Annotated in this window: 11 protein-coding genes and 1 pseudogene; 1 reads left to right on the forward strand and 11 read right to left on the reverse strand. The window is 71.6% G+C overall.

Features of this window, described 5'->3' with window-relative positions:
• Positions 1 to 202 precede the first annotated feature (202 nt).
• From KBX71_RS07825 to proS, 8 genes are all read right to left on the reverse strand, one after another.
• Positions 203 to 2,290, reverse strand: a complete 2,088-nt coding sequence (locus KBX71_RS07825; RefSeq protein WP_210817347.1) for a geranylgeranyl reductase family protein — start codon at positions 2,288 to 2,290, stop codon at positions 203 to 205.
• Between the two features lies 1 nt (position 2,291).
• On the reverse strand, positions 2,292 to 3,275 hold the full coding sequence (locus KBX71_RS07830) for a polyprenyl synthetase family protein (protein ID WP_210817348.1): 984 nt from the start codon (positions 3,273 to 3,275) through the stop codon (positions 2,292 to 2,294).
• Positions 3,268 to 4,806 (reverse strand): hypothetical protein, encoded by a 1,539-nt coding sequence (locus KBX71_RS07835; RefSeq protein WP_210817349.1) that lies wholly within the window; start codon positions 4,804 to 4,806, stop codon positions 3,268 to 3,270. The genes KBX71_RS07830 and KBX71_RS07835 overlap by 8 nt, the downstream gene beginning before the upstream one ends.
• Before the next feature lie 33 nt (positions 4,807 to 4,839).
• Positions 4,840 to 5,076, reverse strand: coding sequence for a hypothetical protein (locus KBX71_RS07840; RefSeq protein ID WP_307846997.1), 237 nt, complete (start codon positions 5,074 to 5,076; stop codon positions 4,840 to 4,842).
• Positions 5,069 to 8,845, reverse strand: coding sequence for a PKD domain-containing protein (locus KBX71_RS07845; RefSeq protein ID WP_210817351.1), 3,777 nt, complete (start codon positions 8,843 to 8,845; stop codon positions 5,069 to 5,071). Before KBX71_RS07845 ends, KBX71_RS07840 begins: the two co-directional genes overlap by 8 nt.
• 113 nt (positions 8,846 to 8,958) lie before the next feature.
• Positions 8,959 to 9,540, reverse strand: coding sequence for a hypothetical protein (locus KBX71_RS07850; protein ID WP_210817352.1), 582 nt, complete (start codon positions 9,538 to 9,540; stop codon positions 8,959 to 8,961).
• A gap of 103 nt (positions 9,541 to 9,643) precedes the next feature.
• On the reverse strand, positions 9,644 to 10,300 hold the full coding sequence (locus KBX71_RS07855; RefSeq protein ID WP_247683107.1) for a DUF402 domain-containing protein: 657 nt from the start codon (positions 10,298 to 10,300) through the stop codon (positions 9,644 to 9,646).
• 1 nt (position 10,301) lies between these two features.
• Complete coding sequence (gene proS / locus KBX71_RS07860) at positions 10,302 to 11,708, reverse strand: proline--tRNA ligase (protein ID WP_210817353.1); 1,407 nt, start codon at positions 11,706 to 11,708, stop codon at positions 10,302 to 10,304.
• 149 nt (positions 11,709 to 11,857) lie between these two features.
• On the opposite strand from proS, the gene KBX71_RS07865 reads away from it, so the two are divergent.
• Positions 11,858 to 12,460, forward strand: coding sequence for a TetR/AcrR family transcriptional regulator (locus KBX71_RS07865; RefSeq protein WP_210817354.1), 603 nt, complete (start codon positions 11,858 to 11,860; stop codon positions 12,458 to 12,460).
• Positions 12,461 to 12,676: 216 nt separating this feature from the next.
• Here KBX71_RS07865 and KBX71_RS07870 read toward each other — a convergent pair.
• The 3 genes and pseudogenes from KBX71_RS07870 to ffh all read right to left on the reverse strand — a co-directional run bounded on the left by KBX71_RS07870 (position 12,677) and on the right by ffh (position 15,961).
• Positions 12,677 to 13,155 (reverse strand): annotated as a pseudogene (locus tag KBX71_RS07870) (hypothetical protein).
• An 89-nt stretch (positions 13,156 to 13,244) separates the two neighbouring features.
• A complete protein-coding gene (locus tag KBX71_RS07875) occupies positions 13,245 to 14,324 on the reverse strand; it encodes an amidohydrolase family protein (RefSeq protein ID WP_210817355.1) in 1,080 nt (359 codons plus the stop codon).
• A gap of 65 nt (positions 14,325 to 14,389) precedes the next feature.
• Entirely contained in the window at positions 14,390 to 15,961 is a 1,572-nt protein-coding gene (ffh, locus tag KBX71_RS07880; protein WP_210817356.1) for a signal recognition particle protein, read from the reverse strand.
• Between the last annotated feature and the right edge of the window lie 31 nt (positions 15,962 to 15,992).

Below are 15,992 nucleotides of genomic sequence, written 5' to 3' on the forward strand. Positions count from 1 at the left end.
TGCGATCTCACCGGCCCAAACGGGCGGTGTGCATGGGTGAGCGCCGACCGGACCCGTGGGGTTGGGCCGGAGACTACTCGGTGGACTGGCAACGCGCCTGGGTTAGAGGGCGCCGGACGCGCGCCGGATACCAGCGACCCATTCTGCCAGATGAAGCGCCGATCACTCACACCGGAGCCCCAGACCGGCCCGCCCGACGCCGCTACGTGACCGACATCACTCTGCCTTCGGGGTCCACGGGGCCCGGCAACCCGGGGGTGGCCAGCCGAGCCAGCAGCTCGCGGGCCGGACCGGCGGGCACGATCCGCAGCGCCTCCCGCGCCCGTTGGGCGTGTTCGGCGATCAGGCCGAGCAGACCAGCCACCCGGGGGTCGTCGGGCGCAACCGCCCCGGGCTGCGCCGCCCCACCCCACCGGGACGCCCCTGCCAGCTCCCGAAGCTGCTCGCCGAGGGCGTGGGCCGCGCCGACCTCACGACCGTACGTGGCCAGCGCGTTCACCACCGGAACCCGGGCGCCTCCGAGCCGGCCGCCGAGCCGACACGGCAACTCGAACGCGATGGCGGCGCGCCCGGCCAGGACGGCACCGCCGGCTCCGCCGCCCGACGACGGGTCGTCGCGCAACTCCTGAGCCCGACCTTCACAGGCCACTGTCAACGCCTCGGCGAACTCGGCGACCACCGGGCCGCCGCCCTGCGCGGCGAACTCGTACGCACGGGCCAACAGGAAGTCCGCGACCAGCACCGCGAACCGGTTGCCCCACGGCGTCGGTCGGGGCCCGGTCGACCGGGGCTCCTCCCGGGCGCTGTCCACCGCCAGCCCGGCGAGCAGACCGAGGTCAACAGCTGCGGCGAGGGCGTGCCGGAGCGGATGCTCCCGGCCCCCGACCGCCGCGGCGACCAGCAGCAGCACCGCCGGACGCAGCGAGAGGGTCGACAGGTCCTCGTCCACCCCGCCGAGCCGGACGAACATCGGCCAGTCCTCGCGTACGCAGCCGGCCAGCAGCTCGCCCACCGCCATGAGATCGCGCCGCAGGTCACGGGCGAGGTCCGGAGCTGGCTGGGGCAGCGGGTCCAGCAGGACAGCCGCTCGCGCCCCGTCCGGGAAGAGCGCCAGCCGGCGGCAGAGGGCGAACAGTGGCCGGTCGTCGTCGAAGGTGGCGTCGAGCACCCGCCAGGCGAGCAGGTAGCGGCGCACCGAGTACCGGCCGGTCTCGAAGTAGCCGGACTGCCGGGCGGCGAGCTGCCGAGCGTACGGAGCTGGGTCCACCGGTCCCGTCTCGGCGCGGCGAAGTGCCGTGTCGATCCGGTCGGCGGCGAGCCGGCCCGATTCCAGGGCGAAGCTGATGCCCTCGCCGGTGAACGGGCTCACCAGCCCCGCCGCGTCGCCGACCAGCAGCAGCCCTGGCACACCGCACCGGGACGGGTCGAAGTCCAGCCGCAGCGGCGCACCGGTCATCGGTCCGGCCGGACGGGCCGCCCGGAACCGGTGGTCGGTCGCCACCAGCTCGGTGACGAAACGCTCGTACAGCAGTCGGACGTTCTCCCGGTGGGTCGGGTCGAAAAGACCCACGCCAACGTTTGCCGTCCCGTCGCCGACCGGAAACACCCAGCCGTAGGAGGGCAGCACCCGCCGGTCCGTGACGTCCGCCAGCGGAAGGTGGATCTCCAGCAACTCGTCGAGGTCCGCGATCTGAGTGAAGTAGCCCCGGACGGCGAACCCGGTCCATTCCCGGTCCGGGCTACGCAACCCGGCCTGGTGAGCCAGCCGCGAAGAGGCCCCGTCGGCGGCGACCACAGCCGGGGCACGCACCGGAAAACGGCTGCCCGCGTACTCGACCTGCACGCCGTGGACCCCGGCGGCGCCGCCGAGCAGCCGCGTGGCACGTGCCCCGGTCCAGAGCACCGCGCCGGCGCGCACCGCCCGCCGGCACAGCACCGCGTCCAGCTCCAGCCGGGGCACCACCATGCCGTACCCGGTGCCGTCGGGGTCCTCGTAGTGGAAGTCGCGACCGCCCCGCCCGCGCATCCGGATCCGCACCCCGCCGACCCGCTGGGCACCCGTCAGCTCGTCGAGCACTCCCATGTCCGCGAGCAGACGCACGGCGCTGCGGGTCAGGCCGTCGCCGCAGCACTTGTCGCGGGGGAAATCGCGCCTGTCGATCAGCAGAACCCGGCGGCCCAGCACCGCCAGCCGGTAGGCCGCGGCCGCGCCGCCCGGGCCGGCGCCCACGACGACCGCGTCGAAGCCGTCGAGCCGGTCCGGGACCATCGGCAGGTCCGGCGTAGCCATCTCAACCGGCCCTGGTGACGGCGTAATCGGCGAGTCGGACCAGCGAGTCCCGGGCCGGTCCGGGCGGCAGCGGGTCGAGCCGCCGGGCGGCCCGAGCGGCCCGGCTCCGGGCCTCGGCGAGGACCTCGTCCACGGCACCCGAAGCGACGACCAGCTCCGCCACCTCGGCCAGCTCCGCCGAGGTGGGCTCGCGTACCTCCAGGAGGTCGCGTACCCGGCCGGCCGCCGGTGTGTCGCGGGCCAGCAGCCGCAGCACCGACATGGTGTAGATCCCTTCTCGCACGTCCGTCAGTGGCCGCTTGCCGAGCGCCGCGTAGCTGCCGCGCACGTCGAGCGCGTCGTCGGCGAGCTGGAAGGCGACGCCGAGGTCGTGGCCGTACCCGGCCAGCGCCTCGACGGTCGCCGGCGGCGCCCCGGCGAGCAGCGCGCCCAACCGGCAGGGCAACTCGAACAGGGTCGCCGTCTTGCCGGCGATGATCTCCAGGTGCTCCGCCTCGGTCAGGCCGGTGTGGAACGCGTTCTCCGTCTCGCGGAGTTGCCCGGTGCAGAGCGCTACCAGCGCGGCGGCCGCCTCCCGGCCGTACCTGTCGTCGAAGGCGGCGAGCAGGGCGATCGCCCGGGCCACCAGGAAGGTCCCGGCGACGACAGCCGCCGGCTCGCCCCATTCGGCGTTGACGCTGGGGCCGTGCCGCCGGGTGACGGCCCGGTCCATCACGTCGTCGTGGTACAGCGAGGCCAGGTGCAGCAACTCCAGCGCCGCGGCGGCGTCGAGCAGATGTGCCGAACGGACGCTGCCGAATTCGGCCGCGACCAGCAGCAGCGCGGGACGGATCCGCTTGCCACCCCGGCGCTGCAGTGCCGTCGCCATCGCCCACAGCGCCGGGTCCGACGCTGCGACGGCGTCCCGCATCCGCCGGTCCAGGCCGGCCAGCGCCTCCCGGGTACGGGCGCTGGCCAGCCAGTCCAGTTCAGGTGCGTCACCCACCGTGACCGGCGCTCCCACCGCCACCGCAGCCACAGCCGCCGTCGCCGCGCCGCCCACTGCCCGGAGCGCACAGAGTGGGCACCCGCTCGACCAACTCCTGTGCCTTCTGCAGCAGTTGCTCGTCGTCGAGCATCCGCAGGATCTCCACCGGAGTACGACCAACGGCGTCGTTCGCCAGCGCCAGCACCTCCTCGGCGGCGGAGAGTTCCTCGGTGGTCAACCGGTCCGCGAAGTGGCGCAGCGTCTTGCGGGCTTCGTCGATGTGCTCGGTGGTGAGCGTCGCCTTGGAACGCTGCGGCTGGAGCATCGCCGCGCGTGCCGTCTCGGCGTAGGTGTCGTAGAGCTTCTGCAGGTGCCGCCGGTCGGCGTCGGAGAGCTTCGTCGCCCGCGCCCGGGCGACCAGCCGGTCCTCGTTGGCGAAGTACGTGTCGACAGCGAACCGGCCGACCCGGGTCTGCTGCAGGTAGCGCTGCCGGAACTCCTTCTCGACCGCCACATCGAGGTCGACGTCACGGTCCAGGACCCGGCGGGCGGTGCTGCTGGAGGCGCAGCCGCAGGCGCTCTCGTTGCCACCTTCGCCGCCCAGGTAGACCACCGACCCGGAGTCGCCACCCTCGGACAGGTGGGCGGTGGCGATCTGGCCCTCGAAGCTCAACACGCCGACGCCGGGGCCGTAGTCGATGCTCGCGCTGACATCCAGCTCGGTCACCGTGGAGGTGGTGTACTCCGTGGTCCGGCCGACCTTCTCCACATTGCTGCCGATGTCGACGCCGGCGATGGCATTCGCACCGCTCAGAAACGTCACGTCGAGCTGTTGCAGCACCTCGTCTATGGGGTTGATCAGGGTCCGGTTGCACGAGCCCGCGAAGAGCAGACCGATCGCCGGGTGGTCGCTGTTGGCCACCGGGAAGATGTCGTCTTTCACCCGGTCGACCACGTCGTTGGGCTGGGAGACCTGGCCGATAGCGCAGTCCACCCGATTGCCGGCCGCGTTGATCATGACGAATCGCTTGAGCGTGGCGATGGTGTCGGCCGGCGGGGTGCCGCCGTCGGCCGGGCCGGGCTGCACGATCGCGTCGCCGATCGCCCCGGCGTTCGAGTTGGCCAGCACGTGGTTGTTGCTCAGGATGCAGAGCGAGCCGTCGGTGTTGTCGGTGACCAGCGCGCCGAGCGTGCCGGCCGTGACGTCGATGTGCGCGACGCTCACTCCGTTGGGCGCCGGGCGTTCCCGGGCGGTGAACTCCTGGGCGAAGAACGGGCCGGTCTCCACCACGTCGACCTCGACGAAGTCGGACCCGAAGTAGACCCGCCGCGGCAGCAACCGGGTGGTCGGTAGGAACTGCCTCGGCACCTTGCGTACCACGTACACCACCAGGGCCGGCTCGTCCGTGCGGCGGCCGCTGACCTCCCGTCTGCCGTAGGCGAGCCCGCTGACGTTCGGGTCGCCGAGCAGCCCGGCCAGTGGTCCTCGACGGGCCGCCCGGGCCAACGCCCGGGCCTTGACGTAACTGTCGTCGTTGGGATTGGACATGGCCGCCTCCTGCCGATGGAACGGGGTGATGGATCAGGTTGGGCGGGCCTCGAACGGCCCGGTGAGCACGAAGCGCAGCGCGACATCGTCGACGCGCTCGCTGGTGCGGGCCACCAACAAGGGGTCGGTGACGTAGACGGTGATGACGTACGGTCCGGCCGGGTCGGGCCGACCGATGCCGGTGCCGACGGCGGCGAACCGTCGGGTGAGGTCAGCTCGGTGCGCGGCCAGCACGGCACGGACGGCGTCGAGCGAGCCAGGCTCAGCCACAGCAGCCACCACGCAACGGCGGGTCGGATCGGCGCGCCGGGCCGGTGGCACCGGGGTCGATCGGAACCGGGTGCGACGTGGGGTCGCCGTGTTCGTCAGCGGAGCCGTCGTCCGGCCCGGGGTCGTCGGCGTACTCGGCGCAGAGCCGGACCAGCAGCCCTTCGGCCGACCGCCCGACGATCCGGACGGCGACGATGCCGGGGCCGGTGAGAGTCACCGTCGCCGGGCCCGGAGGCGAGTTCGCCGGCACGTCGACGCGGTCGAGTGGCACACCGTCGTCGTCGAGCGCGGTCAGCTCGACCGGTTTGCCGCCCTGGTTGACCAGGGTGACGATGACCCGGTCCGCCGGGTGGGGCAGTCCGACCTGGACGCCGGCGCCGAGTTGCAGGGCCGCACCGCCGGTGGGCGGCCCGACCGTGACGACCACCCGGCCGACGCCGTCCACGGAACGGATGAGGAACTCGTGGTCCGTCCACTCCGCCGGGAACTGGGTGCCGGGCTGCCGGCCGGCGAAGTCGAGGCAGTCACGCGGTCGTGGCGGCGGCGGCGGCTCCGTCGGGCAGTACGGCTGCACGGCCAGCAGGTCCACGTCGTCGAACCACACCCGCCCGCCGCCCCTTCGGGGTTCACGCCCGTCGGCCGCCGCCTCCAGGAAGACGGTCAGCGCGGCGGCCTGGGCAGCGACGCGTACCGTCAGCGGGCTCCACCGCTGGGCGCTCGTGCCGTCGCTCCAGACGACGGCGGCGGAGGTCGGGTCGGTGCCGCCGGTGGGGTCGACGCCCAGCCGCGCGGTCGAGGGGTCGGCCTGGTCGAGGTCGTACCAGGCGGTGAGCTGGTAGGCCCAGCCCGGGTTGGCCCCGATCTGCTGCCGGACGCCGACCCGCTGCTGCGGCCCCGGCACCAGCCCCTGTGCCCGGCGACCACCGTGCACCACGAAGTTGCTCGCGGCGTGCTGGCCGGTGCCGCCGGCCGCCGAGCCGGCGAGCACGTACGGCTCCCAGCCGTTGGCGACCTGTCCGGTGGTGCGCTGGGCGAACCCGTCCTCGAAGTGCCGGTTGACCACGTCGACGGCCCGGACCACCAACTCGGCGACACCTGTCCCGCCGTCGTCGTCGGTGACCGTGCACCGGGTCAGGAACGTTCCGCAGTCCGGGTAGCGGTGGGACAGCACGGCGGTCCCCCGGCCGATCGGCGGCTCGTGCGTCTCGTCGACCACGGCCGGCAGCGGCGGGGCGCAGTCGCCGAAATCCCAGACCGCGGTGTGCGTGTCGCACCAACCGGGATCAGTGAACCGGGCGGTGAGGGTCAGGACCGTGCAGGGGTAGGTGAACAGATCGGGGCCGGCATCGACCGTCGGCGGGACGTTGCGCACCGTCACGGTTCGGGTGTCCGTCGCCATCCCACCGTTCTGGTCCCGGACCCGCAGGGTCACCTCGTACACACCGTTGTCGCACCAGGCGTGCCGCACCGTGCTGGTGCCCTCGGCCCGGGGTGGGGTGTTGGTCTCCACGACCGTGCCCGGTTCGGTGGGTTGGGCGTCGCCGAAGTTCCAGGTGGTCTCGTGGGTGTCGGCGTACTCGACGTCGCTGAACCGGCCAACGAGCGTCACCACCTCACCCTCGTCGACGGTGAGGTCCGGGCCGGCGTCGACAGTGGGCGGCACGTTGGCGACGTACACCAGCGCGAAGTGGCGGCTGGTGGCGCCGCCGGGCTGGTTGATCGTCAACGAGTGCGCCGCCAGGTAGGTGCCGCTGGCCGCGTAGACGTGGTTGACGTCCGAGGTGGCGGCCGGTCCCGCGCCGTCGCCGGTCAGCCAGGTGTAGCCGGCCGCGGCGCTGGTGTGCCCGGCCGCCAACAGGAGGGCCGACTGGGCCGTCCCGGTGTACGGCCCGCTGCTGCGGGCGGCGAGCACCTCGGTGCTCTCGCAGGAGCTGAGCACCTCCAGGTCACCGCCGAGGAGGAGCCCGTCGGCGTTGATCACGATTGGGTCGAAGAAGACAGCCCTGACCCTCCCGATCCGGGCCAACTCGGGCGGCCAGCCGGTGATGCCGCTGACCGCTCCGGTGATCGGGTCGACGAGGCGCGACCCGCCGATGTTGTTGACCACGGCCGTGATCACCGCGGCGACCACGATGATGATGACCCCGATCAGGATGCTCCCGGCGCCGAAGCTGATGATCGCCAAGATGATGGCGATGACCCAGAACAGGACCGACTCCTCGGGGTCGACGTCCGGCTCGCCGATCAGGTGGTTGTCCATCCGCTGGACCCCGTCGGGATCGAGGTCGCCGCTCGGGGTCCAGTGCAGTCCCACGTCGGCCCGGAAGCTGGCGTCGACGTCGATGCTGCCGAGGATCGCGTCGATGACGGTCAACTCTCCGGTCATCCGGATCGACCCGTCACGGAGTACGACGTCCAACTCACGGACGTCCGCCTTGTCGTCGCCCTGGTCGACGCGGCGCGGCAGGTCGCTGTCCGCCCAACCGTTGGTGACCCGGGCGGAGTCGATGTTCTCCTGCACGATCGTCCCGTCGAGCAGGATGGCGAAGTCCCGACCGGCCGGTACGACGTTGGTCATCGCCCCGATGTCGGCGCCCTCGCCGGCGTTGATCGCGATCACCAGCAGATCGGCGAAGACCCGGGTGGCGACGTTGTCGGCCTCGAAAACCTCGCCACCGACCTCCGGCGTCCACAGTGCCAGGAAGCCCCGCCCGACCAGGTCGCCGAAGAGCAGGTCGCCGATGGCCGTCTCGATCTGCGCCACGGTTGGCACCACGACGCTCTGCGCCCCGAAGCCGTGCACCAGCGCCGCCCCCTGCTGGTTGAGCTGGGCTTGCAGCGCGTTGTCGAGGAATCCGAAAAGGGTGGCGTTGTTGGTGGTGAAGTGGGTGCCCTCGGTGCCGGGCGCCGGGTTGATCGGTCCGGCGACCACTGTCGCGGTGTCGAACCGCAGCGTGTACGCCCCCGGCGGGGTCTCCAGCGGCACCGTGATGGCGAGCCGGGTTTCCACAGCCATCGGGTCTGCCAGCGCGGGCGCCACGCCACTACCCACGATGTGGAACATCCGCAGGTAGACCGGCATGCTGATGAGGACGTGCCCTGGATCGGGCTGACTGACGTCGATCCGGTGGGCGGGGTCGGCCTGGTCGTCGTAGATCTCCAGGTGGGTGTCGAGGGTGTAACTGCCGACGCCGAGGCCCAGTACCAGCCCGGTGGCGTCCTGCTCGTGCGGGATCGCCGGGATACCGGGATGCAGCACGCCCCCGGGGCCGCCGTTCTCGTAGGCGAAGTGGACGTATTCGCCGAGGATCTGCACGAGCTTCGGGGCGAGAGGGTCGCCGCTGGTCAGGGTCGCGGTGACCGCGCTGCGGGGCAGGCCGTCAAAGCGCAGCCCCACGTTCTTCGAGTCGGGCAGCACCCCGATCGGCACGGCGGCATGCGCAATGGCGGTGAGGTCCAGCAGTTGCGCGGATGGCACCGGCGGGTCGGCGACGGTCACCTGGATGATCAAGCCGAAGGTGAGTTCGCAACCGTCGATGTCGGGACGTGGGGTGGCGTCGAGCTGGTCCCGGGGGATCTCCACCTGGCCGCCGGCCGTGGTGAACCCGCCGATCCCGAGGCCGGCCGGGACCGGCAGGTATTGCGGGATACGTCCCTCGTCGGTGCTGGTGTCGCCACACTCGGCCGACTTCCAGGCGCCCTGCAGGGCCTTGCGGAGAACGGGCGGGGTCGCCTCGATGACGACCTCGAAGCCATGGGTGTCGGCCATTGGTCCCCCTTCGGGGCCGGTGTGGTGGAGGCCGGAGGGTGTGGACGGCCGGATGCCGGGCCGGACGTCGGGAGTTGCCTGGGGCCGTCGCCGCGCGACGGGCCGCCTGTTGGTCAGCGAGGGTGGGTATCGGGTTCCGGCTCCGGCGCTGGCGACTGGAGCCGGCCGGTCACGGCCGTCAACGGTGTGGTCACCGCACCGCTGAGGATCGCGGCGAAGGCCCGCGGGGGCGCGAACCTCGGCCGGCGGGCGGAAACCCTCCGGTACTCCAGCAGCGGTTCCATCACCGGGTGCCGGTCCCGGAGCGGTTCCAGCGGGTCGGGGCCGGCGCCGCCGGGCTGCCAGCGCGGCGGGTCCGTGTCCGGTTCATCACCGTCGGGGCAGGCCGGGAGCACGCCCAGGTCGGTCAGGAGCCGGCGGACGGTGGGGCCGTCGTCGGGGTCGACCTGACGATCGACAAGCCGGGCGATCGTGGTACGCAGCTCGGCGAGCTTCTCGGCGGCGGTCGGTCCGAGTCGGATCCGGTCGCCGATGCCGGTACGGGTGTCGGGGTTGAACTCGTAGCCGAGGTGCTCGACGGCCAGCAGCGGATTCGTGGCCGCCGCGATCGCGACGGCGGGAGCGGCATTCAGCCTGGCGAGGATCACGCCGGCGCGGGCCTGCAGGTCGGAGAAGGTGTTGATCTGGTCGACCATGAGGGTCTCCCATTACTGGTGGTGACGTTGCCTGAACCCTAGGCTGCCAAGTCGCGCACGCACGCTCTATGTCCGCAGGATGACACCGAGTAATCGGAGCAGGTCAGCGAACTGATGGTCGGTCCCAGCCGGCGGGCAACCCGTCCGGTACACCCCAGCTCGGCGGCGGAGTGTAGTCACACCAGGTGCCGTCGAACGGAAACGCGCCCGCCTCGGCGAGCGCGATCACCCGCTCCCCCTCGGCGCGGACCGCCTTCTCGTCGGTCACCCAGTAGTCGGCGGGGAAGGCCAGCCGCTCGACGAACTCGTCCTCGTCCTTCCACTGCCAGGTGCGGTCGGGTCTTACCACCACGTCCAGGTCCTGGTCGATCACGTCGACCCCGGCCGCCGGACCGTCGTCCCAGCGGACGCCGGGCTCCTCCAGATTGACGTACCAGTGGCTGAACCGACCCACCGCGTCGCGGAACCACCAGACGGAGTGCGCCGAGGCGGTGGGCAGGAACTTCAGCAGCGGTGGCCCGTTCCAGCGTCCCTGTGCGAGCTGGTACGTCGGTGTGATCCAGTCGGCGAACGGCAGCCCCCGCATGGTCAGGCCGACCTCGTTCACCTCGTGGGCCACCGGCGAGCCCTCCGCGATCCAGAGCAGCAGCCCACGCTCGTCGTCGAGGACGACCCGCGCCGGCCGGACCCACCCGATCCGCCCCCGCCGCACGTTACGGTGCAGGATCAGCCGACCTGGCTCGAAGCGCTGGACAGTCAACTCAGTAGGCGCGGGCGAGGATCGCGACCAGGTCGGGCTCGTCCTCCGAGTCCGGTACCGAACCGTCGGCGCGCAGCAGACAGCGCACCGTGACGCCCTGACCGTTCGCCTCCGCCTCGCCGGCCACGCCGACCGCCGACCACGGCACCCTCGCCCAACCGGTCGCGGCGGCCTCGATCGCCTCCGCCAGGGTGGCCACCTCCACGGTGCGCGACTCGCGGTTGGCCAGCGCCTGGTCGTGCAGCACCTGCTGATCGGTCTCCAGGGCGGCCAGCACCGCGGCGACCACGTCGGCCACCGGCGTCGGGGTCTTCGAGCCGTCGGTCCGGCGCACCACCGTCGCGTTGCCCACGGCCAGGTCACGAGGGCCGACCTCGACGCGTACCGGATAGCCGCGCAGCTCGGCGTCGACGGCCCGGCGGCCGAACGGGGTGTCGGTCCGGTCGTCGAGCGCGACCCGGACACCGGCGTCGCGCAGGCCGTCGCGCAGCTTGGCCGCCGCCGCGCCGACGCCGTCACCGTCCTTGACGACCATGACGTACGCCTGGATCGGCGCCAGCCTCGGCGGCACGCGCAGGCCGTTGTCGTCGCCGTGCGCCATGATCAGCCCACCCAACATGCGGGTGGACGTGCCCCAGGAGGTGGTCCAGGCGTGCTCCCGGCCGCCCTCCTTGGAGGAGTAGCTGATGTCGAACGCCTTGGCGAAGTTCTGGCCCAACTCGTGGCTGGTGCCCAGCTGCAACGCCTTGCCGTCGCCCATCATGCCTTCGCAGGTGTACGTGGCCGTCGCGCCGGCGAACCGCTCACGCGTCGTCTTCAGGCCCACCACCACCGGAATGCCGATCACGTTGACCATCAGGTCCTCGTACGCCTCGTGCAGGATCCGCCGCGCGTACGCCCGGGCGTCCTCGCGGGTGGCGTGCGCGGTGTGCCCCTCCTGCCAGAGGAACTCGCTGGTACGCAGGAAGATCCGCGGACGAAGCTCCCACCGGACCACGTTCGCCCACTGGTTGAGCAGCAGCGGCAGGTCCCGGTACGAGTCGATCCACTTGGCCATGAACTCGCCGATGACCGTCTCGCTTGTCGGACGCACCACGATCGGCTCGGCCAGGAGCTTACCACCACCGTGCGTGACGACCGCCAGCTCCGGCGAGAAGCCCTCGACGTGCTGCGCCTCGCGCTTGAGGTAGCTCTCCGGGATGAACAGCGGGAAGTACGCGTTCTCCGCACCCGCCGCCTTGATCCGGGCATCCATCTCGAGCTGCATACGCTCCCAGATGGCGTAGCCGGCCGGTCGGATGACCATGGTGCCGCGAACCGGGCCGTTGTCGGCCAGCTTCGCCTTGGCGATCAGGTCCTGGTACCAGCGGGGGAAATCCTCCGCACGGGGAGTGAGCACGCGTGCCATGACCGCACATCCTATGCGCCACGCGGGCGGCCACCGCGTCCGGGAGTCGCCGCGACGTGTTGTGCCGCACTCCGCGCCCGCGCCGTGCCGCTCCGAGTGGTCCCGAGACCCCGGGCGGGCCGAGGGTGCGACCGTAGAATTCGACCACCATGGCTACATCGACGGACTCCCCGCGACAGCGGCTGCGGGACACGATCGTGGATGCCGCCCGCGCGCTGACCATCGCCGCCGGGTGGGACGCGGTCCGGATGGGCGGGGTGGCCACCACTGCCGGGGTGAGCCGGCAGACCGTCTACAACGAGTTCGGCAGCAAGGCGGGCCTCGCCGAAGCGCTCGCCCGCGCCGAGGTGGACCGGTTCGTCGGCGACGTTCGCGACGCGCTGCTCGCACACGGCTCCGACGTACGGGCCGGCGCGTACGCCGCCATCGCGCGCACCCTCTCCACAGCGGCGGACAACCCGTTGGTCAAAGCGATCCTGACCAGCGCCAGGGGCGGCTCGGACGAGCTACTGCCGTACCTCACCACCAGGGCCGAGGTGGTGCTCACCGAGGCGTCCGGCGCGCTGATCGACTGGGCCGGCGACCACCTGCCCGGGGCGGACCGGGCCGCACTGGCCTTCGCCGCCGACACCACCGTCCGCCTGGTGGTCAGCCACATCGTGCTCCCCCGCGAACCGATCGGGCAGACCGCCACGGCCCTCGCCGACCTTGCCGTACACCTCTTCAGCGCCGCCGCCCGCCCAACCCCCTGATCCGCCGGCCGCCCCCGGCCGCCCCCGCGATCTTGCACTTACTGTTGTCAATCTGCTCTTTTATGCGGCTTTTGTCGGGACGGAAAGTGCAAGATCGACGGCGGGCTTGGGGGCAGGCGGGGCAGCACTGGTGCGAGCGTGATGTCTGGGGGTCATCGTGATGACTCACAGACATCATGCTCAATAGAGCAAGACCCGCAGCACGATCGACGTCGCTCAGGACCGCAGGACGTGCAGCTGGGACTGATGCTTCGGCAGGTGCACCCGCATGTGCAGATCCAGAGTGCGGGACCAAGGCAGCGGCTCGTCAACGACGAGGTCGAAGCCCTCCCGTAGGTGCGTCGCGACCGGAGTCTCAGCGGCCAAACCAAGCCGATCGACCAGCCCGCACAGCCGATGACTGGTGCCGCGCAGAAGCGCCGCCAGACCACGCAGACCACCCTGCTCAGCGGCGAGCGCGTCCAACTGCGGACGGTGCACGTCCCCTCCAACTCGTAGTAAGCGAACGGCGACCCCGCCAACAACGCCTCGGTGGCCTGGATCATCAACTCGTCATTCGCGACCAGATGCGCAACGATCTGCTCGGCACTGAGCTGCCCCTCCGGAGCCGGACCGAACCCACCGGCGTCGACCTCCACGAACAAGGCACCGTAAGCCCGCCGCAATCCCCACCAAGGTCGCGCTCGATCCTGGATGTTGTGGCATCCCTCAACGCCGAGGCCCCTACATCCTGGTTCGAGCGCGACCTTGCGCCGCATACGGCACGGCACGGCGCTCGCGGGGGTTAGCGGATGACGCGGCCGCGGAGGATCGTGCGGGACGGGGCGCGGACGACGCGCAGGTCGCTACGGGGGTCTTCGGGGTAGACGGTCAGGTCGGCCAGGCCGCCTTCGACCAGGCCCGGGAAGCCGAGCCATTCGCGGGCGCCCCAGGAGGCGGCGGCGAGTACGTCGATGGGGGCCATGCCGGCTCGTTCGTGCAGCAGCAGCATCTCCTCGGCGGCCAGCCCGTGGTCGATGCCGCCTCCGGCGTCGGTGCCCACGTAGATCGGCACCCCCGCCTCGTGCGCGGCACGCACCACCTCGGGGAAGCCGTCGCGCAGCGCGAGCATGTGCTCGGCGTACCCGGGGAACTTGCCCCGTGCCTGTTCGGCGATGCCTCCGAAGGTGGCAATGTTGATCATTGTGGGGACCAGCGCGGTGCCCTGGCGGGCCATCTCGTCGATCAGGTCCAGGCTGAGCCCGGTGCCGTGCTCCACCGAGTCGACGCCAGCCCGCACCATGATCTCGACGGCTGATTCGGAGAAGGTGTGCACCGCGGCGCGTACCCCGGCATTGTGTGCCGCCCGCACGGCGGCGGTGAGGGTGTCCGCGTCCCAGGCCGGCGCGAGGTCACCCACCCCCCGGTCGATCCAGTCGCCGACCAGCTTGACCCAGCCGTTGCCGGCCCGCGCCTGCGCGGCCACCGTGGCGGCCACCTCGGTCGCGTCGACCTCCACGCCGATGTCACGCAGGTAGCGCTTCGGTGGGGCGACATGCTGGCCCGCGCGGGCCAGTCGCGGTAGGTCCGGCTCGTCGTCGAGCTCCGGGTACGGGTACGGCGAGCCGGCGTCGCGGATCGCCAGCACACCTGCATCCCGGTCGGTGTGGGCCAACTCGCGGGCCTGGTCGAGGGAGGTGATCGGGGCGCCACCTCGGGCGATGCCGATGTGGCAGTGCGCGTCGACCAGCCCCGGCAGCACGAAGCCGCCGTCGACGACGGTCTCCGCGCCGGGCACCGGGTTGAAGGTCACCCGGTCGCCGACCAGCCAGAGATCCCGGACCTCGTCGTCGGGGAGCAGCACGCCGCGCACATGAAGAGCCATGCGCACAGTCCTACCCGATCACTCCCCGTCGGGGGCGAGCAGGTCGCCCCCGACCGGCAGGGAGGTCAGCGGGGGCGGTTGTCGCCGCCCTTGCCGAGCTTGTTGAAGTCGATCTTCGGGAGCTTGAAGCCGGGCGGAAGGCCCTGGCCGCCGGCGAGATCGTTCGGGTCCATCCCCGGCGGAAGCTGCGGCATGCCACCCGGGAAACCGCCCGGGAGCCCGGCGCCGGCGCCAGCGCCAGCGCCGGTACGCGGACGACCGCCGCCCTTGGTGCCCTTGCGCTTGTTCTTGGGCGACTTGGTGGCCTTGCGGCGGCCACCGCCGGGCAGGCCCATCATGCCGCCCATCTGCTTCATCATCTTCTGCGCGTCGGCGAAGCGGTTGAGCAGTTGGTTGACGTCCATCACGGTGACCCCGGAGCCGTTGGCGATGCGCGCCCGGCGGGAGCCGTTGATGATCTTCGGGTTGGTTCGCTCGCCCGGGGTCATCGACCGGATGATCGCGGTGACCCGGTCGAAGTGGCTGTCGTCCAGCTCGGCGAGCTGGTCCTTCATCTGCCCCATGCCGGGCATCATGGCCAGCACGTTGGCGATCGGGCCCATCCGCCGCACCGCGATGAGCTGGTCGAGGAAGTCGTCCAGGGTGAACTGCTCACCGCCCATCAGCTTGGCGGTCATCTTCTCCTTCTGATCGGAGTCGAAGGCCTGCTCGGCCTGCTCGATCAGAGTGAGGACGTCGCCCATGCCGAGGATGCGGCTGGCCATCCGGTCGGGGTGGAAGACGTCGAAGTCCTCCAGCTTCTCACCGGTGGAGGCGAACAGGATCGGCTGCCCGGTGACCTCACGGACCGACAGCGCGGCACCACCACGGGCGTCGCCGTCGAGCTTGGAGAGCACCACACCGGTGATGCCGACGCCGTCGCGGAACGCCTCGGCGGTGCGGACGGCGTCCTGACCAACCATCGCGTCGATGACGAAGATGACCTCGTCCGGCGAGACGGCGTCGCGGATGTCGGCGGCCTGCTGCATCATCTCGGCGTCGATGCCGAGCCGGCCGGCGGTGTCGACGATGACGATGTCGCGGGCGGAGCGCTTCGCGTGCTCGATCGACGCGCGGGCCACCTGCACCGGGTCACCGGTGCCGTTGCCGGGCTCCGGGGCGTACACCTCGACACCGGCCCGGCCACCGAGAACCTGGAGCTGCCCGACGGCGTTGGGGCGCTGGAGGTCGGCGGCGACGAGCAGCGGTTGGTGCCCCTGGCCCTTGAGCCAGCGCGCCAGCTTGCCGGCGAGGGTCGTCTTACCGGAACCCTGGAGGCCGGCCAGCATGATCACCGTGGGCGGCTGCTTGGCGAACTGGAGCCGTCGCCCCTCACCGCCGAGCACCTTGATCAGCTCTTCGTTGACGATCTTGATGATCTGCTGGGCCGGGTTCAGCGCCTGGGAGACCTCGGAGCTGCGCGCCCGCTCCTTGACGGCCGCGATGAAGCCCTTGACCACCGGCAGCGCGACGTCCGCCTCCAGCAACGCGAGGCGGATCTCGCGCGCGGTGGCGTCGATGTCGGCGTCGGTGAGCCGCCCCTTGCCGCGGAGCTTGGTGAAGATCCCGGACAGGCGGTCACTCAAGGTGTCAAACACGCGAACATCCCGTTTGTCAGTGTTCCGGCGG

This window comes from Micromonospora sp. D93, assembly GCF_018070365.1.
Classification (GTDB): Bacteria; Actinomycetota; Actinomycetes; order Mycobacteriales; family Micromonosporaceae; genus Micromonospora; species Micromonospora ureilytica.

Coding starts and splice junctions, on each gene's coding strand:
- KBX71_RS07850 (WP_210817352.1), bottom strand. CDS start 9,540: ATGGTCGACCAGATCAACACCTTCTCCGACCTGCAGGCCCGCGCCGGC.
- KBX71_RS07865 (WP_210817354.1), top strand. CDS start 11,858: ATGGCTACATCGACGGACTCCCCGCGACAGCGGCTGCGGGACACGATC.
- KBX71_RS07835 (WP_210817349.1), bottom strand. CDS start 4,806: ATGTCCAATCCCAACGACGACAGTTACGTCAAGGCCCGGGCGTTGGCC.
- proS (WP_210817353.1), bottom strand. CDS start 11,708: ATGGCACGCGTGCTCACTCCCCGTGCGGAGGATTTCCCCCGCTGGTAC.
- KBX71_RS07825 (WP_210817347.1), bottom strand. CDS start 2,290: ATGGCTACGCCGGACCTGCCGATGGTCCCGGACCGGCTCGACGGCTTC.
- KBX71_RS07875 (WP_210817355.1), bottom strand. CDS start 14,324: ATGGCTCTTCATGTGCGCGGCGTGCTGCTCCCCGACGACGAGGTCCGG.
- KBX71_RS07845 (WP_210817351.1), bottom strand. CDS start 8,845: ATGGCCGACACCCATGGCTTCGAGGTCGTCATCGAGGCGACCCCGCCC.